The following is a 17,956-nucleotide window of genomic DNA, read 5'->3' as shown; positions in this document are numbered from 1 at the left end:
GTGGAAGCCTGGTCTATGAAATCCCCGTGTTTGAACCGACGCCGAGAGCAAGGCGGCACCCTGCTTGGCTTTGTCGTTGGGGTGCTGGTCGGGCTCGGCGCCGCGTTGGCGGTGGCCGTTTACGTCACCAAAGTACCGATTCCCTTTGTAGATCGGGGCGTGTCGCGCAATGCGAACCAGGATCTGATCGAGGCCGAGCGCAACCGTGGCTGGAACCCCAATGCGACGCTCGGTGGGCGGCCCGACACCCAGCCGGTGGCGCCGGTGGTGGTGCCTCCCGCCGACCCGGCAGGCGCCATCGTGGTGCCCCCTGCGGACGGCCGATCCCTTCCGCCTGCCGGCGCGCCATCCGCCACGGCTGGTGACCCCTTGGGGGATCTGGTGCAATCGCGCCTGGGTCAACCGAACACTGCTGCGCCTGCTGCTGCCGATCCCGCAGGCGGCTCAGCGTATTTTGTGCAGGCGGGTGCATTTCGCAATCCCGATGACGCACAGGCCCAGCGCGCCCGCCTGGCCATGCTCGGTATCGATGCCGCCGTGACCGAGCGAGAACAAGCGGGCCGGACGGTCTACCGTGTGCGCGTCGGCCCGTTCGCCGACCGTGCGCTGGCGGATGTCACCCGTGAGCAGCTCACCGTCAACGGCGTGGACGCAGCCCTGGTTCGCGTCGATCGCTGAACCCAGTGAATCGACGGGAACTATCGACCCGGCCAACGCCCCAAGTGCGGTCAACATCAGGAGTCTGAACACATGCAACGTCGAAATTTTTCCCGGGCCCTGCTGGCCAGTGGTGGGCTGGCGGCAGCCGGCACGTTGGGCTGGGGCACCGCCCAGGCCCAGATCGCTGGCCTCAAGGAAGGTACGGACTATCTGCGTCTGGCGCGCCCGGCGCCCGTGGACAGCGCCGCCGGCCAGGTGGAGGTGGTTGAGTTTTTTGCCTACACCTGCATCCACTGCTACAACTTCGAGCCGCACATCACCGAGTGGCTCAAGAAGAAGCCGGCCCATGTCACCTTGCGCCGCACCCCTGTGGCGTTCAGCGACGCTTTTCTGCCGCTGCAGCGCCTGTACTACGCGCTGGAGGCGATGGGACAGGTCGATGCTCTGCACGACAAGGTGTTCAAAGCCATCCACATCGACAAGCAACGGATCACCACGCCCGACGCCATCACCAACTGGATTGAGAAGCAGGGTGTTGATCGGGCCAAGTTCACCGAGTTCTACAACTCGTTTGCCGTGGCCGGCAAAGCGCGGCGGGCGACGCAACTGCAAGAGGCCTACCAGGTCGAAGGCACGCCTGCACTCGGCGTGGCTGGCCGGTTCTACATACCCGGCCAGGGCGCGCGCACACTGGCTGTGGCCAATGCCCTGATCGCCGAGGTGCGCAAAGGCTGAAAGTGCCGCTTCCCGGACCCCCTGGGTGTCGGCCAGAAATCACGCCACGAGAAGCCCCGCCCTGCGGGGTTTTCTGTTTCTGCGTGGGGCTCCCATCAGGGGTGAAAGTGCCACAGGAATCCGGATTCACGCCGTTACAATGAATGCAAGTTTCGTGCCCCAAACCGTCATACCCTCCTCTATGCCGACCCAAACCCTGACCCGATTTGTTTCCGTGCTGGCCGCCAGTCTCTTCTGCATGGGTGCGGCCCTGGCAGAGGCGGCCGACAAGGACAAACCCATGAACATCGAGGCCGACGCCCTGCGCTATGACGACGCCAAGCAGACCAGCGTGTTCACCGGCAACGTGGTGCTGACCAAAGGCACCATCATCATGCGGGGCAAACAGATCGAGGTGAAGCAGGACGCGCAGGGCAATCAGGTGGGGGTGCTCACCGGTACCGCCGCAACGCCTGGTTTCTTCCGCCAGAAACGTGAAGGGCTGGATGAATGGATCGAGGGTGAAGGGGTGCGCATTGACTACGACAGCAAGTCGGAAATCATCCGCTTCACGGGCAGTGCCGTGCTGCGGCGTTACCGGGGGGAACAGATCAACGACGAAGCCCGTGGCAACCAGATCGTCTACAACAGCGCCACGGAGGTGTTCACCGTCAAGGGCAATGAGCCAGGGCGCGATGCGGCCAATCCGTCCGGACGCGTGCGCGCCATGCTCACGCCGACGCCGACCGAAGGGGCTGCACCCGCTGCCGCTCCTGCCGATCCTGCCACCCTGCGCCCCAGTGGCCAGATCAAAGAGAAAAGCCAGTGACGACAGACGCGGCCGCCCGGCCGCCCGTGTCGGTTGACCGCAGCACGCTGGAGGCCCGAGGGCTGAAGAAGGCGTACGGCAGCCGCAAGGTGGTCAAAGATGTTTCGCTCGCTGTGGACAAAGGCGAGGTGGTGGGTCTGCTCGGGCCGAACGGTGCGGGCAAGACCACCTCGTTCTACATGATCGTGGGCCTGCTGCGTGTCGACGGCGGACAGATCATGCTCGACGGGAAGTCCATCGAGCGCCTGCCCATCCACCGCCGTGCACGCCTTGGGCTGGGCTACCTGCCGCAGGAAGCCTCCATCTTCCGCAAGCTCAACGTGGCAGACAATGTGCGCGCCGTGCTGGAACTGCAAACCGATGGCGAGGGCAAACCGTTATCGCAAGCGGAGGTTTCCAGCCGGCTTGAAGCCCTGCTGAAAGAACTGCATGTGGACCACCTGCGGGATTCACCTGCGCCCGCGCTGTCCGGTGGTGAACGTCGCCGAGTGGAGATTGCGCGGGCATTGGCCACCAATCCGCGGTTCATCCTGCTGGACGAGCCGTTTGCCGGCATTGACCCGATCGCCGTGATCGAGATCCAGCGCATCATCGGCTTTCTCAAGGGGCGCGGCATCGGTGTGCTGATCACCGACCACAACGTGCGCGAAACCCTGGGCATCTGTGACCGTGCCTACATCATCAACGATGGGCACGTGCTGACCAGCGGCACACCCGCCGAGATCGTGGAGAACGCCGACGTGCGCCGGGTGTACCTCGGTGAGCACTTCCGGATGTGATGGCCTGCCTGTTGCTCGCATCATGAAGCAAGGCCTTTCACTGCGTGTTTCGCAGCATCTGGCGCTCACACCGCAGCTGCAGCAATCGATCCGCCTGCTGCAGCTCTCCACGCTGGAAATGGCCCAGGAAGTCGAGCAGATGCTCGATGAAAACCCGTTTCTGGAGCGCACCGAAGAAATCGCCGAGCGCGAAGCGTTTGGGCTTGAGCAGGCCGATGCGCCGGTCAGTGCCGGTGAACAGATCGCTGACGCCTCCCTGCCCGGTGATGAGCCCTTGGCTGTGGGCCCGGTCGAGCATGAGCGGGCCTCCATGGACCGGGACGGCTCAATCAGCACCGACACCCCGCAGAGTGAAGAAGTCGAGAGCCGCATCGACGGCGCGTCTCCGCTGGAAGAAAGCTGGGAAGGCGATGGCTCGGTGGACATCGCGCCCGACGATGGCGAATGGGGTGGCGAGGCGCCGGCGCGCAACAGCGGCGTGTCAGACGGCGACGAGACCGCCTCGGCCGCCGACCTGGCGCGGGCCAACGTCAGCCTGCAGGACCACCTGCACGACCAGGCCCGCTGCCTGCGACTGAGCGATGAAGACCGTGCGGCGCTGTACTTTCTCATCGAATCGCTCAGCGACGACGGTTACCTGGAAGAAAGCCTGTCCGACCTTGCTGCTGCCTGGCTGCGCATGGGCGTTCCAGCCGGTGACGGTGACAGCCCCGGTGCGGATATGCAGTCCAGCCTGGAAGACCGCGAAGCGCTGGAGCAGCGCCTGGCCACGGCCTTGCACTGGCTGCAGCACATGGAGCCGGCTGGCGTGGGCGCGCGCGATCTGGCCGAATGCCTGCGGCTGCAGATCATGGAACTGCGCAACACGCCCGAGGCGCGCGCGGCCCTGGCCATCTGCAACCAACCCCTGGAGCTGATCGCCAAACGAGACGTGAAGCGCCTGTGCACTCTGTGCGGGCTCGATGAAGACATCGTGCGTGCTGCCATGGCGCTGATCGCCCGGCTGGAGCCCAAGCCGGGCCGCCAGTTTGTGGACCTGGAACGCAACCTGGTGGTGCCCGACGTGATTGTTTCGCGTGCCGGGCGGGGCTTCAAGGTCATCCTCAATCCCGACGTGATGCCGCGCCTGCGCGTGCACGACGTGTATGCCAACGCCATGCGCCAGAACAGGGGCGGTCGCGACAACGGTGGCGAAGCCGGTCATGCGGCCATGCAGCAACGCCTGCAGGAGGCGCGCTGGTTCATCAAGAACATCCAGCAGCGCTTCGACACCATCCTGCGGGTCTCCAGTGCCATCGTCGAGCGCCAGCGCAACTTCTTCATGCATGGCGAGCTCGCCATGCGCCCACTGGTGCTGCGCGAGATTGCGGACGAACTCGGCCTGCATGAATCCACCATCAGCCGGGTGACCACCGCCAAGTACATGGCCACGCCCTTCGGCACCTACGAACTCAAGTATTTTTTTGGTTCGTCGCTGGGCACCGAGACCGGTGGCAACGCGTCGAGCACGGCCGTGCGGGCCTTGCTCAAGCAGTTCATTGCGTCCGAGACGCCTGCCAAACCGCTGTCAGACAACCAGTTGTCCGATCTGCTGCGCGAACAGGGTATTGAGTGCGCTCGCCGCACGGTGGCCAAATACCGCGAAGCCTTGCGCATTGCGCCGGCCAATCTGCGCAAACGCTGACGGGACTCGGTCTCGTCGCCTGGGGCTGAACACGCCGTCTATGGCCCACCTCTTCACTCTTTTGACTTTCTGCCCTACGCTGTCAGCCCAGCGTTTGCCTTTTCCATGAACCAGCTCCAGCTCTTTCTTCCCTGCGCCGCCGGCGTGGAGGACATGCTCAGCGCCGAAGTGCAGCGCATCACCGGTGAGGCCGCGCAGCACAAGGCGCGTGGCGGCGTGGGGGTGCAGGCTTCCTGGCGCGACGCCATGCGGCTGAACCTGCACAGTCGGCTCACCCAGCGCGTGCTGGTGCAGCTCTGGCATGGCGAATACCGCAACGAGCAGGACCTCTACAACGCCGCTGGCGACGTGGCCTGGGAAATCTGGTTCACACCGGCCCAGACCATCAAGGTGGAGATCACCGCCCAGCACAGCCCACTGACCAGCCTGAATTTTGCGGCGCTGAAGATCAAGGACGCCATCTGTGACCGATTCCGCCACAAGCGCGGCGAGCGTCCCAGCGTGGACACCACCTGGCCCGACGTGCGCATCTACGCCCACCTCACCACAGACGCGCTCACGCTCTACATCGACACCTCGGGCGAGCCGCTGTTCAAGCGGGGCTGGCGCGAAGACAAAGGCGACGCGCCCCTGAAAGAGACCTTGGCGGCCGCCATGATCGCCGCCACCGGCTGGGATGCGTGCGCCGATCAGGCGCTGGATGACATCGTGCCGCTGTACGACCCGTGCTGCGGCAGTGGCACGGTGGTGATCGAAGCCGCACAGATCGCGCTTCGCATCGCGCCTGGTCTGCGCCGCCGCTTTGCTTTCGAGAAAATGCTGCCGTTCCAGCCCCATGTCTGGCAGGCGATCCGGGACGATGCCGTGCGCGGGGAGCGTGAGTGGCCAGAGGGACACGCCCCCATCGTGTTCGGCAGCGACGTGTCCTTCCGCATGGTCGACTTCGCCCAGCGCAACGCGGAGCGCGCCGGGGTGGCGCATGCGGTTGAGCTGCGGGGCGGCGATGCGCTGCAGCGCCAGCCGCCCACCACCCAACCAGGCGTGCTGCTGCTCAATCCGCCTTACGGCGAGCGCATTGCCGCTGCCGGCGTGGCTGGGCAAAGCTCGGAAGACCGCGCCAGTGCACGGGCCCAGCGCATGGCGCCGCGCGCGCCGCGCACTTTCACCGTGGGCCAGGCGGCACCACCCGCACCCGGTCTGGGCCGCGAGAGTGCCCAGATGGCCGATGGCGGGGATGGCAGCGAGTTCTTCCAGCAACTCGCTTCGCACTGGAAGTCCCATTACGCGGGCTGGAGCGCCTGGCTGCTCACGCCAGACCTGAAGCTGCCGGGCAAGATGCGTTTCAAGGAGTCGCGTCGGGTACCTTTGTGGAACGGGCCGATCGAATGCCGATTGTTCCGGTTTGATCTCATGGCGAGGCGGCAGTGAAACTCCCCCCGCGCCGCCTTCGGCGTCACCCCCCTCGGAGAGGGGGGCACACCCTTGGACCGGCGGAGCCGGATCTTCGGGTGTCCTGGATTGGGGGCACTTCCCTCCGGAAAAGGGGTTCGTGGTTCGGCGGTTCGCGCGCAGCGGTTTGTGCACCGCAATGAAGGAGGTCTGACATGAGCGCGGTTGTGATTGATACCAATATCACGCTCGATCTTTTTGTTTTTCAAGATCCGGCGATTGCGCCGCTGCGCGAAGCCCTGAAGAGCGACGCGCTCAACTGGCTGGCCACGGGTGCCATGCGCGAGGAGCTGGCACGTGTGTTGGCCTACCCGCAGATCGTGCGCCGTCGGGTGGCGGCAGCTTTGTCGGAACGCGAGGTGCTGGACGCTTTCGACCGGCACGTCCGCATCGTGCCAGCCGCAGCCAAGGCGCCTTTCACTTGCAAGGATCCGGACGATCAGGTGTTCATTGATCTGGCGGCGGCCCACGGTGCCACGCTGGTGAGCAAGGACGCAGAGGTGCTGTGCATGGCGCGGCGGCTTGAACGGTTGGGGGTGCGTGTGTGCCGGGTCTGGACCGTGGCATCCCTTGCAGCTGCCCATCTGGATTGAGTGACCGCCATGCACTGGCCCGCCCGCACCGCACGCCGAATCGGCCTTGGGGTGGTGCTCTTCGCGGTGGGCACAACGGTGCATGCCTTGCCTCTGTGCGAGCTCAATGGCGAAGCGGTCAACCCCGCCAACGGGCACACCATTTCCGGCAAGAGCGGCGTCATGCGGTGCACGGACGATCTGGGTGAGCTGCGCTTGCGCGAACAGACGGTGCGCGAAGGACGCTTCGAAGGACCGGTGCGCCTGGAGTTGCGCGACGGCACCCGCAAGGAATACAGCGTGAACGAGCGGGGCAACCGCCACGGTGTGGCTCGTGAATTCGATGCCCGGGGTACGCTGCGCAGGGAAGAGCAGCTGGTTGACGGACGGGCGGTGGGCGAGCAAAAGCAGTTCGCCGAGGCCGGGCACTTGCAGCGGCTGGACTTTTTTGTGGATGGCCGAGCGGTGGTGACACTGGGGCTGCTGTCCGATGGTTCGCTCAGCGAATTGCGTTGTGCCGGGCAGTCGCTGTTGCCGCAGGACCGGACACCCTGCGGGCATGCAGGTGTGCTCAGCGAAGTCACGCTTTTTCGCGAGCCGGGAACGCCCAGTGGCAAGTTGCGCTACCTCGCGGGGCAGCTGCAATACCACGCCGTGATCGACGGACGTGGCGCGATCGTACGCACGGAAGAAGTCAAAGAGGGTCGGCGCATCAAGCGTGTCTACTATCCCTCAGGCCAATTGCGGTCTGAAGCCGACTTCATTGAAAGGGACCCTTCCTCAGGCGAGGGGCGCGAAGGCCTGGCGCGGGAGTGGGCCGAGGGCGGCCAGCTCACGCAGGAAACGCAGTGGGCCAACGGTCAGGAGCAAACCATCCGGCAGTGGTACCTCAACGGGCGCCTCAAGCTGCGGCAGGCGATCCAGCGCGACGGGCGCCATCAGCAACGCCACACCGAAAGTTTCTGGGACAACGGCCAACCCGCCGCCATCAACGTGGACCGCAACGGCCGCTTGCTGGGGTGGCAGAAGTATTTTGATGAGGCCGGTGTCCTGCGGCGCGAGGAAGAACACGGCGACCGCGGGGTGCTGTTGCGCCGCAAGCAGTACGGCGCACAAGGGGCGCTGGAGAAGGACGAGCGCTTTCTGCCGGACGGCTCGCGGGTGTGACGAGGGCCAGGGTTGCCCTGCGATAAATGGAGCCACCCATGATCTTGAGTCCAGATTGCCACGCCCGGCCTGCCTCTGAGGTGCCTGCGCCATGATCCGCCGTCTTGCTGCCGAGCTGGTGCTGTTGTTGCATTTTGCTTTTGTGATGCTCGCGGTGTTCGGTGCGCTAGGCGTTCTGATCGCACCTGGCTGGGTGTGGATTCACCTGCCCATCGTGATCTGGTCATCTGTGGTGAACCTGGTGGGGTGGACCTGTCCGCTCACACCGCTGGAGAACCGGCTGCGTGAAGCCTCAGGCGGCAAGTCCTATGAGGGCGGGTTCGTCCACCACTACCTGGGCCCGCTGGTGTATCCCGGTGGCATGCCCCAGCGTATGGAGCGCATCGCCGGCGTGTCGATCCTGCTGTGGAACGGGTTGCTCTACGCGGGCATTGTCTGGTGGCTCAACCTGCGCACGGCGGGCACCTGAGGCAACACCATACCGAACTTACTCCAGCCCAAAATGCCCGGCGCTGGATTTGTCCCAGTAGGTGGTGAACACCGCGTGCTGGCCTTCGGCACCCAGCAACAGGGAGCCGGCCGGCACCTCGGGCAACAGGTTGGCCAGCAGGCGCACTTCGTTCTCGTTCACGCGGCGCACAATGTGGTGGGCGCTGATCTCGCTGGGGTGGTGCAGGCCCGCGGCTTGCACCAGTTCCTTGAGGGCTTCGAGCGTTTGCTGGTGGAAGTTGAAGACGCGCGTGGTCTTGTCGGGTACCACCAGTGCCTGCTGACGCACCGGGTCCTGGGTGCTCACGCCGGTCGGGCAGTTGCCGGTGTGGCAGGTCTGCGCTTGGATGCAGCCGAGCGCGAACATGAAGCCGCGCGCGCTGTTGCACCAGTCGGCCCCCACAGCCATGGTTCGGGCGATGTCGAAAGCGCAGATGATCTTGCCGGCGGCACCGATCTTGATGCGGTCACGCAGGTTCACGCCGACCAGGGTGTTGTGCACCAGTCGCAGTCCTTCCTGCAGCGGCGCGCCCACGTGGTCGGTGAATTCCAGCGGGGCCGCACCGGTGCCACCCTCGGCACCATCGACCACGATGAAATCGGGCGTGATGCCGGTTTCCAGCATGGCCTTGACGATGGCGAACCATTCCCAGGGATGGCCGATGCAGAGCTTGAATCCGGTGGGCTTGCCGCCGGAGAGTTCGCGCAGGTGGGCGATGAACTGCAGCAATTCGATCGGGCTGGCAAAGGCGCTGTGGGCAGCCGGTGACACGCAATCCTTGCCCACGGCCACCCCGCGGGCGGCGGCGATTTCCAGTGTGACCTTGGCGCCAGGCAGCAAACCGCCGTGACCCGGCTTTGCGCCCTGGCTGAGCTTGAGCTCGATCATCTTGACCTGCGGGTCTTGTGCATTGGCCTTGAAGCGGTCTTCGCTGAACCGCCCTTCGTCGTCGCGGCAGCCGAAGTAGCCCGAGCCAATCTCCCAGATCAGGTCGCCCCCGTGCAGGCGGTGCCACGCCGAGATGGAGCCCTCACCCGTGTCGTGGGCAAAGCCGCCACGCCGGGCGCCTGCGTTGAGGGCCTGGATGGCGTTGGCAGAGAGGGCGCCAAAGCTCATGGCCGAGATGTTGAACACGCTGGCGTCGTAGGGTTGCGTGCAGGCCGGGCCGCCCACGAGCGTGCGGAAATCGTGCGATGGCAGAAGGGTGGGGGTCAGCGAATGATTGAGCCATTCGTGGCCGTTGGCGTTCTGGTCGACCTGGGTGCCGAAGGGGCGTTTGTCGGTCTCGCCCTTGGCGCGTGCGTAGGCCAGGCTGCGCTGGCTGCGCGAAAATGGCGTGGCCTCGTTGTCGGCCTCCAGGAAATACTGCCGCATCTCGGGGCGAATGCCTTCGAGCATGAAGCGCAGATGACCGATCAGTGGGTAGTTGCGCAGCACCGAGCTCCTGGTCTGTTTCAGGTCGCGCAGGCCGAGCAGCGACAACGCCAGAAACACCACCAGGTAGGCCCCGCCGACACCAAATGCCACCCAGGAAAACAGGCTCAGCAATGCACCCGCCACACACAGGGCCAGTGCGGTGTATCGGACGGGGTACAGGGCATTCAGACGTGCGAGCATGCGGGCTTTCAAAGGGGTGGGCCGCAGGGCCGGTTCACGCGGTCACGCCAGGTGGATCGCAGTGTGAACAGGCCCTACACTGGCGGGCATCATAAAACCCTGCGCTCCCTCACGAGATGAACATCCCTGCCACGCCCGCCGATCTGAACGCGCCCTTGACATCCGACGAATTCGAAGCCCTGGAAGACATCCTGGACGACCTGCGCACGCGTGGCGAAGATGTGCCGCAATGGGAGTTCTGCGAAGGCGCGATCGCGGCCCTGTTGTGCACGCGCCGTCTGATCTTGCCCAGCGAGTACTTTCCCGTGCTGCTGGGCACCGGCGACGATGGCGACAACCAGTTTCAAGACGAGGAGCAGTTCACCCGCTTCGTGACGCTGTGGACCCGACGATGGAACGAGGTGGCGCAGGCGCTGGGTGCCGACGTGGAGACGCTGGAAGACGAGCGCACTTACGAGCCCGAGGTGATGGATGTGCGCGGTGCGGTGGCCAGCCTGCCTGACGAGGCCCGTGCCGAGATCGGGGATCAGGAGCTGCCGGCGTTCGCGCAGGTGTGGGCACTGGGGTTCATGTTCGTGGTGGAAAACTGGCCCGAGGAATGGGCGGCCCCGCGCGACAAGGAGGCCGCAGCGCTGCTCAATGAAGCACTGGACAGCATCGTGTCATTGACCGAGGACGATACCGATCCGCCAACGGTTTCCATGCACACCGAAGACGGCCCGCCCAGTGTGAGCGAAGCGCGCTTGAACGACTTTGGCGCCGCCATCTGGGCGGTGTACGACCTGCGCGAACTGTGGCAGAGCATCGGACCGCGCGTGGAGACGGTGCGCAAAGCCGAGACACCGGGTCGCAACGATCCTTGCTGGTGTGGCAGCGGGAAAAAATACAAGAAGTGCCACGGTCTGAATTGACCGTACCTTGACAAGGCGTGCGAGCCTGACGGGCACGCCCATCGCACGGCGCCTGGGCCCCTGCGTGGCTCAGCCGCGCTGCAGCATGCGCAAGGTTTCCAGCACGCGGATGCGGCTGCGCTCGAAGTCGGTGTTGAGCAGGGTGCTGGCCAGGTCCATGCGGCCGCTGCGCGCATGCATCAAGGCCTGGCTGGCGAGTTCATGCAGGCGCTCGTGCTCGTCCCGCAGTTCCACAAACATGTCGTGATGGCCCACGATCTGTTCAGCGGCCTTGGCCAGCCATTGGCCCAGGCCGCTTTCGTGAGCGTCGGGCAGATGGGCCTCGGTTTCGGTGAGCAGGCTGTTGGCGCGGTGCAGGCGTTCGTTGAACACCACGCACCACTCCAGGTGGTGCACCAGGGCGCGTTGAATGTCGAGCTTGGCGATGTCCTGCGCCAGCAGTTCTTCAGGGTCCTGCGCCGACAGTGACGAAGAACGCTCCAGTTCCGAATGGCGCGACGACGCGTTGCCGCCCCGGCCATGGGTACTGGCCGGGTTCGACATCGGCCTGAACAGGTGCTTGAACAGGTTCTGGATCTTCATCTCGACGACGTCCCTGCAAGAGGGGTTGCCAGGCGCTGCAGGGCACAGCCTTGCGTGGCACTTGACCGCTTCGTGTGAGCGTAACAAAAGGTGGCGGTTCTGGCGCCCGTGTTCGCTCAAGGATGGCGGGTGTGTGAACCTGTGCACGCTGGGCCTTCCCCCAAATGTGGTACGTGCCCGACAGGGGCGAGGGGAAGGTGGCGGGGCGAGCCCGCCCGGACTCACAACGCGAAGGGACCACCCTTGTCGATGGCGCGCTGATAAGCTGGGCGACCGTGCACACGCTTGAGCCATTCCATCAGGCGCGGGCGGCTGGTGTCGAGGCCCGCCCGCGCGACGGCGGCTTCGACCGGAAAGCTCATCTGCACGTCGGCCGCGCTGAACCGGTCGCCAGCGAACCAGGGGGAGGCTTTCAACTCGCCTTCCAGAAAGTTCAGGTGCTGTGTGAGGTTGGGCGTGATGAAGGTGCGCTTCACCGTGGCCGAGATCGCCTTGGCCACCGGGCGAACGATCAAGGGCGCCTTTTCCACCTGGTCAAACACCAGCTTGAGCAACAGCGGTGGCATGAGCGAACCTTCGGCGTAGTGCATCCAGTAGCGGTAGCGCAGGTGCTCGGGCGTGCCAGGCGCGGGCGAGTAGCGGCCCTCACCGTAGCGCTCCACGAGGTACTCCAGGATGGCGCCCGATTCGGCCAGCGTGGCATCTCCATCGGTGACCACGGGCGACTTGCCCAGGGGGTGCACCTTGCGCAGCTCAGGCGGTGCCAACATGGTCTTGCGGTCGCGCTCGTAGCGCTGGATCTCGTAGGGCACCCCCAGCTCTTCGAGCATCCAGAGCACGCGCTGCGAACGGGAGTTGTTGAGGTGGTGAACGGTGAGCATGGCGACTTTCTGTGTCTGAGGGAATGAGCGCGAGCGTACCTCAACGATTCTCGTTACGTATAAATGCGCGCAGCGCTTCAGCGGTGAGCTCGGGCAATTCTTCCGGAATGAAATGACCCGCCGGCAGGGCATGACCGGTCACGAGCGCGCTGCAACGGGCCTGCCACAAGGCGAGAGGCTCGCACAGCCTGTGCACCACGCCACGTTCACCCCAGAGCACCAGGGTCTCGCAGGCGATGCGCTCGCCCCGGCTGCGGCTGGCGCGGTCGTGTTCGAGGTCGATGCCCGCGCTCGCTCGGTAGTCTTCGCAGGCGCTGTGTATGGATTCGGCCCGGCAGAAGCAGCGCTCGTATTCGGCCAGGGCCTGCGGTTCGATGTGGGGCAGCCGCGCCGCTGCGGCGCTGTCGGCCGCCGGTGCCGAGCCCCAGCCACCGAGCTTGGTGTAGAGATAGGCGCGCGCATTGCCGCCGATCATGAGTTCGGGCAGCGGTGCGGGCTGGATCAGGTGGAACCAGTGGTAGTAGGCGCGGGCAAAGGCCATGTCGGTGTGTTCGTACATGTCCAGCGTGGGCGCGATGTCGATCAGGCACAGCTTGCGCACACGTGCCGGGTGGTCCAGCGCAAGCCGGTGTGCCACGCGGCCACCCCGGTCGTGACCGCAAAGGAAAAAATCGTCAATGCCCAATGCGTTGGCGACTTCAACGACGTCTTGCGCCATGGCGCGCTTGCTGTAGTTGCTGTGGTCGGGCAGGCCGGGGGCGTGCGAAGAATCGCCATAGCCGCGCATATCAGGCAGCACCAGCCGGTAGTCAGCCGCCAACAACCGCGCCACCCGATGCCACATCACATGCGTCTGAGGGAAACCGTGCAACAGCACCAGGGGTGGGCCGTCGGCCCGGCCACCCACCCGCACCGTGGTCTGCTCCCCGGCGGTCAGCACGGTGAGTCGCTCGAATCCATCAAACCAGTCTGTCTCCATAGGGGTTGTGCTCCTGTTGTGGAAGAGGGTACGTGATTCAGGCCAGCGCCTGTGGCAGGGCCTGGGCCAGAAAGTCCCAGACCTGCCGGATGCGAGGGTTGCTGCGAATCTCGCGGTGCACCGCCAGCCACATGGGCAGCGGAGGAATCGACAACAAGGGAAGCAGGGGCACCAGCTCCGGATTCAGGCGCGCCGCGTAGCGCGGCAGAAAGCCCACCCCCAGCCCCGCACCCACGGCGGCGTGGTAGGCGTTGAGGTCGTCCGTGCGCACGGCAAAGTCTTCGCGTTTGATCGAGAAACCCATGTCGGCAAAGCCACGAAGAATGTCGGTGTTGCGGTCGTTGCCGATCAGGTCGTGGGTCAGCAGATCGGCAGGTGCACGCGGCGTCCCCCGTCGGCGCAGGTAGTCGCGATGGGCGTAGGTGCCAATGACCACCTGGCCGATGCGCTTGCACACCAGCGACGCCTGGTCGGGTCGCACCATGCGCAGCGCAATGTCGGCCTCGCGCTGCAGCAGGTTGCTCACCGCATTGCTGGAGACCAGGTCGATCTGGATGTCGGGCAATGCCAGGCGCATTTGCGACAGCACGGGGGGCAACAGCACGCAGGTCACCGGCTGGCTGGCGCTGATGCGCACCGTGCCGCTCGCTTCGTTCTGGGCGCCCGAGGCCTGGCGCGCCAGCTGGTCAGCAGCGCTGGCCATGGCGCGCGCCGCGTCGGCCAGGCGCTGCGCGTGCAGGGTGGGTTCGAGCCCACGCCCGGTACGCTCGAAAAGCACCACGCCCAATTGGGTTTCCAGCTCGCCAATGTGGCGCCCCACGGTGGGTTGTGTCGTGCCCAGCGAGCGCGCCGCTGCCATCAGGCTGCCCCGGTCGAGGGCGGCGAGAAAGGAGCGGATGAGCGTCCAGTTGAATTCACTGGTATTCATTCGTGCATGGCTGGTGTTCGAGTTTGAGCCATTGTGTATGACGCAAGAGCTTTCGACAATGCATGCCATGGCGCTGGTGTTCGGCGCCGAAGGGTTCACCATGCAACGCAGACAGTTCATTCGCCTCGCCGGCGGGGGCGCCATTGCCGCCGCCAGCGCCACCACCCTGGTCGGCTGCAGCAGCGCGCTGCCACCCGAAGCCATTGCGGCCTGGAACGGACCGGGCAACGAACCCGATCCCCGGCGCTGGGTAATCAGCCACGCCATTCTGGCGCCACACTCCCACAACCTGCAGAGCTGGCTGGTGGATCTGTCCGTGCCCGACACGATCACGCTGCACATCGATCGCAGCCGCTTGCTGCCCGAGACCGATCCCTTCTCACGTCAGATGATGATGAGCCAGGGCACCTTCCTGGAGTTGCTGGATCTGGCCGCAAGAGAGAAAGGCCTGCGCGCCGAGATCACGCTGTTTCCACAGGGCGTGTTCGGGCCGACGGCGATTGACGCACGGCCCACGGCGCAGATTCGCCTGGTGCCCGACGCAGGGGTGATGCGCGACCCCTTGTTCCAGCAGGTGTTCCACCGGCGCACCAACCGCGAAGCCTACGAAACCCGCGAGCCCGCGCCCGAAGCACTGGCCGCCATCGCCGGCAGCGCTTCACCGGCACGCATGCGCACCGGCTTCGTGCTGGCTTCGCAGCTTGAGGCCATCGCACAGCACCGACGCATCGCCAAAGAGGCCTGGCGCATCGAGCTGGTGACACCACGCACGGTGATGGAATCGATCCAGGTGTTGCGCGTGGGGCCAAAAGAAATCGCCCAGCACCGCGATGGCCTCACGGTCAACGACCCCCTGGTGCGCGCACTGGCCGCCGTGGGCCTGTTCGACCGCAGCAAGCCACCGGGCCCCGAGGATTCGGCCACCCGCATGCAGATCGACGATTTCAATCCCAAGATCGACACCACGCCCGCGTTCTACTGGCTGGTGACCGAAGGCAATGACCGCGTGACCCAGATCGAAGCCGGCCGCGCCTGGGCCCGCGCCCAGCTTGCCGCCACGGCGCAGGGCCTGTCCATGCAACCCATTTCACAGGCCCTGCAGGAATACCCAGAGCAAGCGGAGCTCTATCGAGAGATACACGAGTTGGTCGGCGCGCCGCTGCCCCGCTTCACGGTGCAGATGTGGGCCAGGCTGGGGCACGCGCCGACGATTGGGCCATCACCCAGGAGGGGCGTGGATGCGCATGTGATGCGGGGGTGACGAACGTGAACCAGCAGAGTAGAACGCAAGCCTTCGGCGCGAGTTGTCCCATTCGAGGGATGCCGAAGATCCGGCTTCGCCGGTCCGAGGCATCGCCCCCTTGAAGGGGGTCGAGCGAAGCTCGGCGGGGGTGAGCCTATTTCAGCGGGGGTGGACCTAGTCAACCACCGCCGTGACTTCGATCTCCACCTTCGCACGCTCCTCCACCAGCGCACTCACCTCCACGCAGGTCATCGCGGGGAAGTTTTTGTCCATGACCTCGCGGTACACCGCCCCCAGTTCGCGCAGGCGGTTGTTGTATTCCACGCGGTCGACGATGTACCAGGTCATGCGCACCATGTGTTGCGGGCCGGCGCCGGCGCAGGCCAGCACGTCGCGAATGTTGAGCAGCGCCTGTCGCGTCTGGGCGATGAAGTCGTCGCTCTCGAATTCCTGTGCTCCGTTCCAGCCGATCTGGCCGCCCACGAACACCATGGTGCCTTTGGCGGCGACGCCGTTGGCATAACCTTTTGGAGTGGCCCATCCGGGCGGTTGAAGCAGTTTCATGTGAGAGCGGGTGGGTGGGTTCGAACAAAGGGACTCTGACAAAGAACGGTACGCAACGATCGCTACAGACCCTTCAAGGGACACCGAGGGTCCGGCTCCGCCGGCCCGAAGTGTCGCCCCCCTCCAAGCCGAAGGCGCCAGAGAGCGGGGTGGCGCCGTCAGGCGACGCGGGGGGAGTCATGTCAGCCTGCGCAGTGCAAACCGCTGCAACTTGCCAGTCTCGGTGCGCGGCAACTGATTCACGAAAATCACATCGCGCGGGTATTTGTAGGGCGCCAGGTTGTGCTTCACATGGTCCTGCAGGACCTTGACCTGTGCCGCATCGCCCGCTTCGCCCGGCTTGAGCACCACATAGGCCACGATGATCATGCCGCGCTCGTCGTCAGGCCGGCCCACCACACCGCATTCAGCCACCGCCGGGTGCAGCAGCAGCGAGGCTTCCACTTCGGGGCCGGCCACGTTGTAGCCGGCGGTGATGATCATGTCGTCGGTGCGCGCCTGGTAGAAGAAGTAGCCGTCGGCGTCCTGGCTGAAGGCGTCGCCGGGGTAGTTCCAGCCGTCGATCACGTACTGCGCCTGACGCGCGTCGTCGAGGTAGCGGCAGCCGGTGGGGCCTTTCACGGCCAGCCGGCCCACCTGGCCGTGCGGCACGGGCTGGCCTTGTTCGTCCACGATGCGGGCTTCGTAGCCCGGCACCACCTGGCCGATGGCGCCGCCACGCACTCTCTCGGGGGGCGATGAGATGAAGATGTGGAACATCTCGGTGGCGCCGATGCCATCAAGCATTTCCAGGCCGCTGGCTTCCTTCCACAACTGGCGTGTCGCATCGGGCAGGCCCTCGCCTGCGCTCACGCTGATGCGCAACTGGCCCACGCCGTGCTGTTTGGCGAAAGGCGCCATCTGCCGGTAGAAAGTGGGTGCGGTGTAGCAGATGGTGGCGCCCACGCGGTTCATGAGCGTGACCATGGCTTCGGGCGTGTACGGGATGCTGGGGAAGTACACCGAAGCACCGGCCCACATGGGGAACACCAGCAGGCCGCCCAGGCCGAAAGTGAAGGCCAGTGGCGGTGAACCCATGACGATGTCTTCAGGGGTGGCGCGCAGCACGTGGCGCGGCCAGGCTTCGCAGGCGGCCATCACGTCGTGGTGACTGTGCACGGCGGCCTTGGGTTTGCCGGTGGTGCCTGAGGTGAAAGCCAGCAGGGCGATGTCGCTGTCGGCCGTGGGGCAGGCGTCGCCGGTGGCGCTGTGGTGGCGTGCCAGGGCTTCCAACGAATCGGGCAGGGCCGCGGCGGCATCGCCCACGTTGAACACCCGCAGGGGCAGCGTGGCTGTGGTCGGGTCGGTTGCCAGCGCGGTCTTGAGTTCGTCCTGCAGTTTCACGTCGCACAGCGCTGCGCCGGGTTTTGACTTGGCCACGATGGCTTGAAGCTCGCTGGCCCGCAGCAGCGGCATGGTGGCCACCGCGATGCATCCCACACGCACCACTGCGAGCCAGGCCAATGCCATGGCAATGGAATTGCCCCCGCGCAGCAGCACGCGGTTGCCGGGCACCAAACTCAGGTCCTTCGTGAGCACATGGCCAATGCGCTGCACCTCGGCCAGTGCCTGCGCGTAGCTCAGGGTGCGTTCGTCGCTGCGAAACAGCGGGCGGTCGGCGTGGCCGTTCGCAAACGCCCGATCAAACAGGGCCTGCACCACGTTGAACTGCTCAGATACGCGCAATTCGGGCAAGTCGTAGCGCATCTCCGGCCATTGATCGGCAGGCGGCAAATGGTCATGAACGAATCGGTCGGTCTGGGCAGAAAGCATGGCTGGTTCTTTCATTCAATACGCCGGGTGATGGCGGTGAGGACAAGGTGTGTCAGACCATGCACAGAACATGCCTCGCGCGAAGTGCGGCGGGG

Annotated in this window: 18 protein-coding genes; 11 read left to right on the top strand and 7 right to left on the bottom strand. The window is 65.3% G+C overall.

Going from position 1 to position 17,956, the window contains the following annotated elements; translation table 11 throughout:
- The first annotated feature begins 30 nt into the window (after positions 1-30).
- The 9 genes from J2W49_RS08185 to J2W49_RS08145 all read left to right on the top strand — a co-directional run bounded on the left by J2W49_RS08185 (position 31) and on the right by J2W49_RS08145 (position 8,323).
- Positions 31-678: an SPOR domain-containing protein gene (locus J2W49_RS08185; RefSeq protein WP_310314156.1), complete on the top strand. Its 648-nt coding sequence runs from the start codon at positions 31-33 to the stop codon at positions 676-678.
- Positions 679-750: 72 nt separating this feature from the next.
- Positions 751-1,395, top strand: a complete 645-nt coding sequence (locus J2W49_RS08180; protein ID WP_310314153.1) for a thiol:disulfide interchange protein DsbA/DsbL — start codon at positions 751-753, stop codon at positions 1,393-1,395.
- A 181-nt stretch (positions 1,396-1,576) separates the two neighbouring features.
- Positions 1,577-2,203: a lipopolysaccharide transport periplasmic protein LptA gene (gene lptA / locus J2W49_RS08175; protein WP_310314149.1), complete on the top strand. Its 627-nt coding sequence runs from the start codon at positions 1,577-1,579 to the stop codon at positions 2,201-2,203.
- Positions 2,200-2,982: an LPS export ABC transporter ATP-binding protein gene (lptB, locus tag J2W49_RS08170; protein WP_310314147.1), complete on the top strand. Its 783-nt coding sequence runs from the start codon at positions 2,200-2,202 to the stop codon at positions 2,980-2,982. Before lptA ends, lptB begins: the two co-directional genes overlap by 4 nt.
- A gap of 22 nt (positions 2,983-3,004) precedes the next feature.
- Positions 3,005-4,666 (top strand): RNA polymerase factor sigma-54, encoded by a 1,662-nt coding sequence (gene rpoN / locus J2W49_RS08165; protein WP_310314144.1) that lies wholly within the window; start codon positions 3,005-3,007, stop codon positions 4,664-4,666.
- A gap of 105 nt (positions 4,667-4,771) precedes the next feature.
- Positions 4,772-6,094: a THUMP domain-containing class I SAM-dependent RNA methyltransferase gene (locus tag J2W49_RS08160; RefSeq protein ID WP_310314142.1), complete on the top strand. Its 1,323-nt coding sequence runs from the start codon at positions 4,772-4,774 to the stop codon at positions 6,092-6,094.
- Positions 6,095-6,270: 176 nt separating this feature from the next.
- The gene (locus J2W49_RS08155; protein ID WP_310314139.1) at positions 6,271-6,708 is read left to right on the top strand and encodes a putative toxin-antitoxin system toxin component, PIN family; all 438 of its coding nucleotides are present in this window, start codon (positions 6,271-6,273) and stop codon (positions 6,706-6,708) included.
- Positions 6,709-6,717: 9 nt separating this feature from the next.
- On the top strand, positions 6,718-7,854 hold the full coding sequence (locus J2W49_RS08150) for a toxin-antitoxin system YwqK family antitoxin (protein WP_310314137.1): 1,137 nt from the start codon (positions 6,718-6,720) through the stop codon (positions 7,852-7,854).
- A 91-nt stretch (positions 7,855-7,945) separates the two neighbouring features.
- Entirely contained in the window at positions 7,946-8,323 is a 378-nt protein-coding gene (locus J2W49_RS08145) for a DUF2784 domain-containing protein (protein ID WP_310314136.1), read from the top strand.
- A gap of 18 nt (positions 8,324-8,341) precedes the next feature.
- Here the strand turns inward: J2W49_RS08145 and J2W49_RS08140 are convergent, their stop codons facing one another.
- Entirely contained in the window at positions 8,342-9,961 is a 1,620-nt protein-coding gene (locus J2W49_RS08140) for an FMN-binding glutamate synthase family protein (RefSeq protein ID WP_310314133.1), read from the bottom strand.
- Positions 9,962-10,077: 116 nt separating this feature from the next.
- Here J2W49_RS08140 and J2W49_RS08135 point away from each other — a divergent pair, with 116 nt between their 5' ends.
- Complete coding sequence (locus J2W49_RS08135; protein ID WP_310314131.1) at positions 10,078-10,872, top strand: UPF0149 family protein; 795 nt, start codon at positions 10,078-10,080, stop codon at positions 10,870-10,872.
- Positions 10,873-10,941: 69 nt separating this feature from the next.
- On the opposite strand, the gene J2W49_RS08130 is transcribed toward J2W49_RS08135, so the two are convergent.
- From J2W49_RS08130 to J2W49_RS08115, 4 genes are all read right to left on the bottom strand, one after another.
- Positions 10,942-11,454, bottom strand: a complete 513-nt coding sequence (locus tag J2W49_RS08130; protein WP_310314127.1) for a CZB domain-containing protein — start codon at positions 11,452-11,454, stop codon at positions 10,942-10,944.
- Between the two features lie 221 nt (positions 11,455-11,675).
- On the bottom strand, positions 11,676-12,335 hold the full coding sequence (locus J2W49_RS08125; RefSeq protein WP_310314123.1) for a glutathione S-transferase family protein: 660 nt from the start codon (positions 12,333-12,335) through the stop codon (positions 11,676-11,678).
- Positions 12,336-12,375: 40 nt separating this feature from the next.
- Positions 12,376-13,314, bottom strand: a complete 939-nt coding sequence (locus tag J2W49_RS08120) for an alpha/beta fold hydrolase (RefSeq protein ID WP_310314120.1) — start codon at positions 13,312-13,314, stop codon at positions 12,376-12,378.
- Positions 13,315-13,351: 37 nt separating this feature from the next.
- A complete protein-coding gene (locus J2W49_RS08115; protein ID WP_310314117.1) occupies positions 13,352-14,242 on the bottom strand; it encodes a LysR family transcriptional regulator in 891 nt (296 codons plus the stop codon).
- A 37-nt stretch (positions 14,243-14,279) separates the two neighbouring features.
- Between J2W49_RS08115 and J2W49_RS08110 the strand changes: the two genes are divergently transcribed.
- Positions 14,280-15,503: an Acg family FMN-binding oxidoreductase gene (locus J2W49_RS08110; protein WP_310314116.1), complete on the top strand. Its 1,224-nt coding sequence runs from the start codon at positions 14,280-14,282 to the stop codon at positions 15,501-15,503.
- A gap of 156 nt (positions 15,504-15,659) precedes the next feature.
- On the opposite strand, the gene J2W49_RS08105 is transcribed toward J2W49_RS08110, so the two are convergent.
- Complete coding sequence (locus J2W49_RS08105) at positions 15,660-16,049, bottom strand: RidA family protein (protein ID WP_310314114.1); 390 nt, start codon at positions 16,047-16,049, stop codon at positions 15,660-15,662.
- A gap of 177 nt (positions 16,050-16,226) precedes the next feature.
- On the bottom strand, positions 16,227-17,876 hold the full coding sequence (locus tag J2W49_RS08100) for an AMP-binding protein (RefSeq protein WP_310314113.1): 1,650 nt from the start codon (positions 17,874-17,876) through the stop codon (positions 16,227-16,229).
- Positions 17,877-17,956 lie beyond the last annotated feature (80 nt).

It is taken from the genome of Hydrogenophaga palleronii (assembly GCF_031457455.1).
In the GTDB taxonomy this organism is placed as follows: domain Bacteria; phylum Pseudomonadota; class Gammaproteobacteria; order Burkholderiales; family Burkholderiaceae_C; genus Hydrogenophaga; species Hydrogenophaga palleronii_A.
The sequence above is the reverse complement of the archived record's forward strand: the minus strand, read 5'-3'. Positions and strand labels throughout refer to the sequence as shown.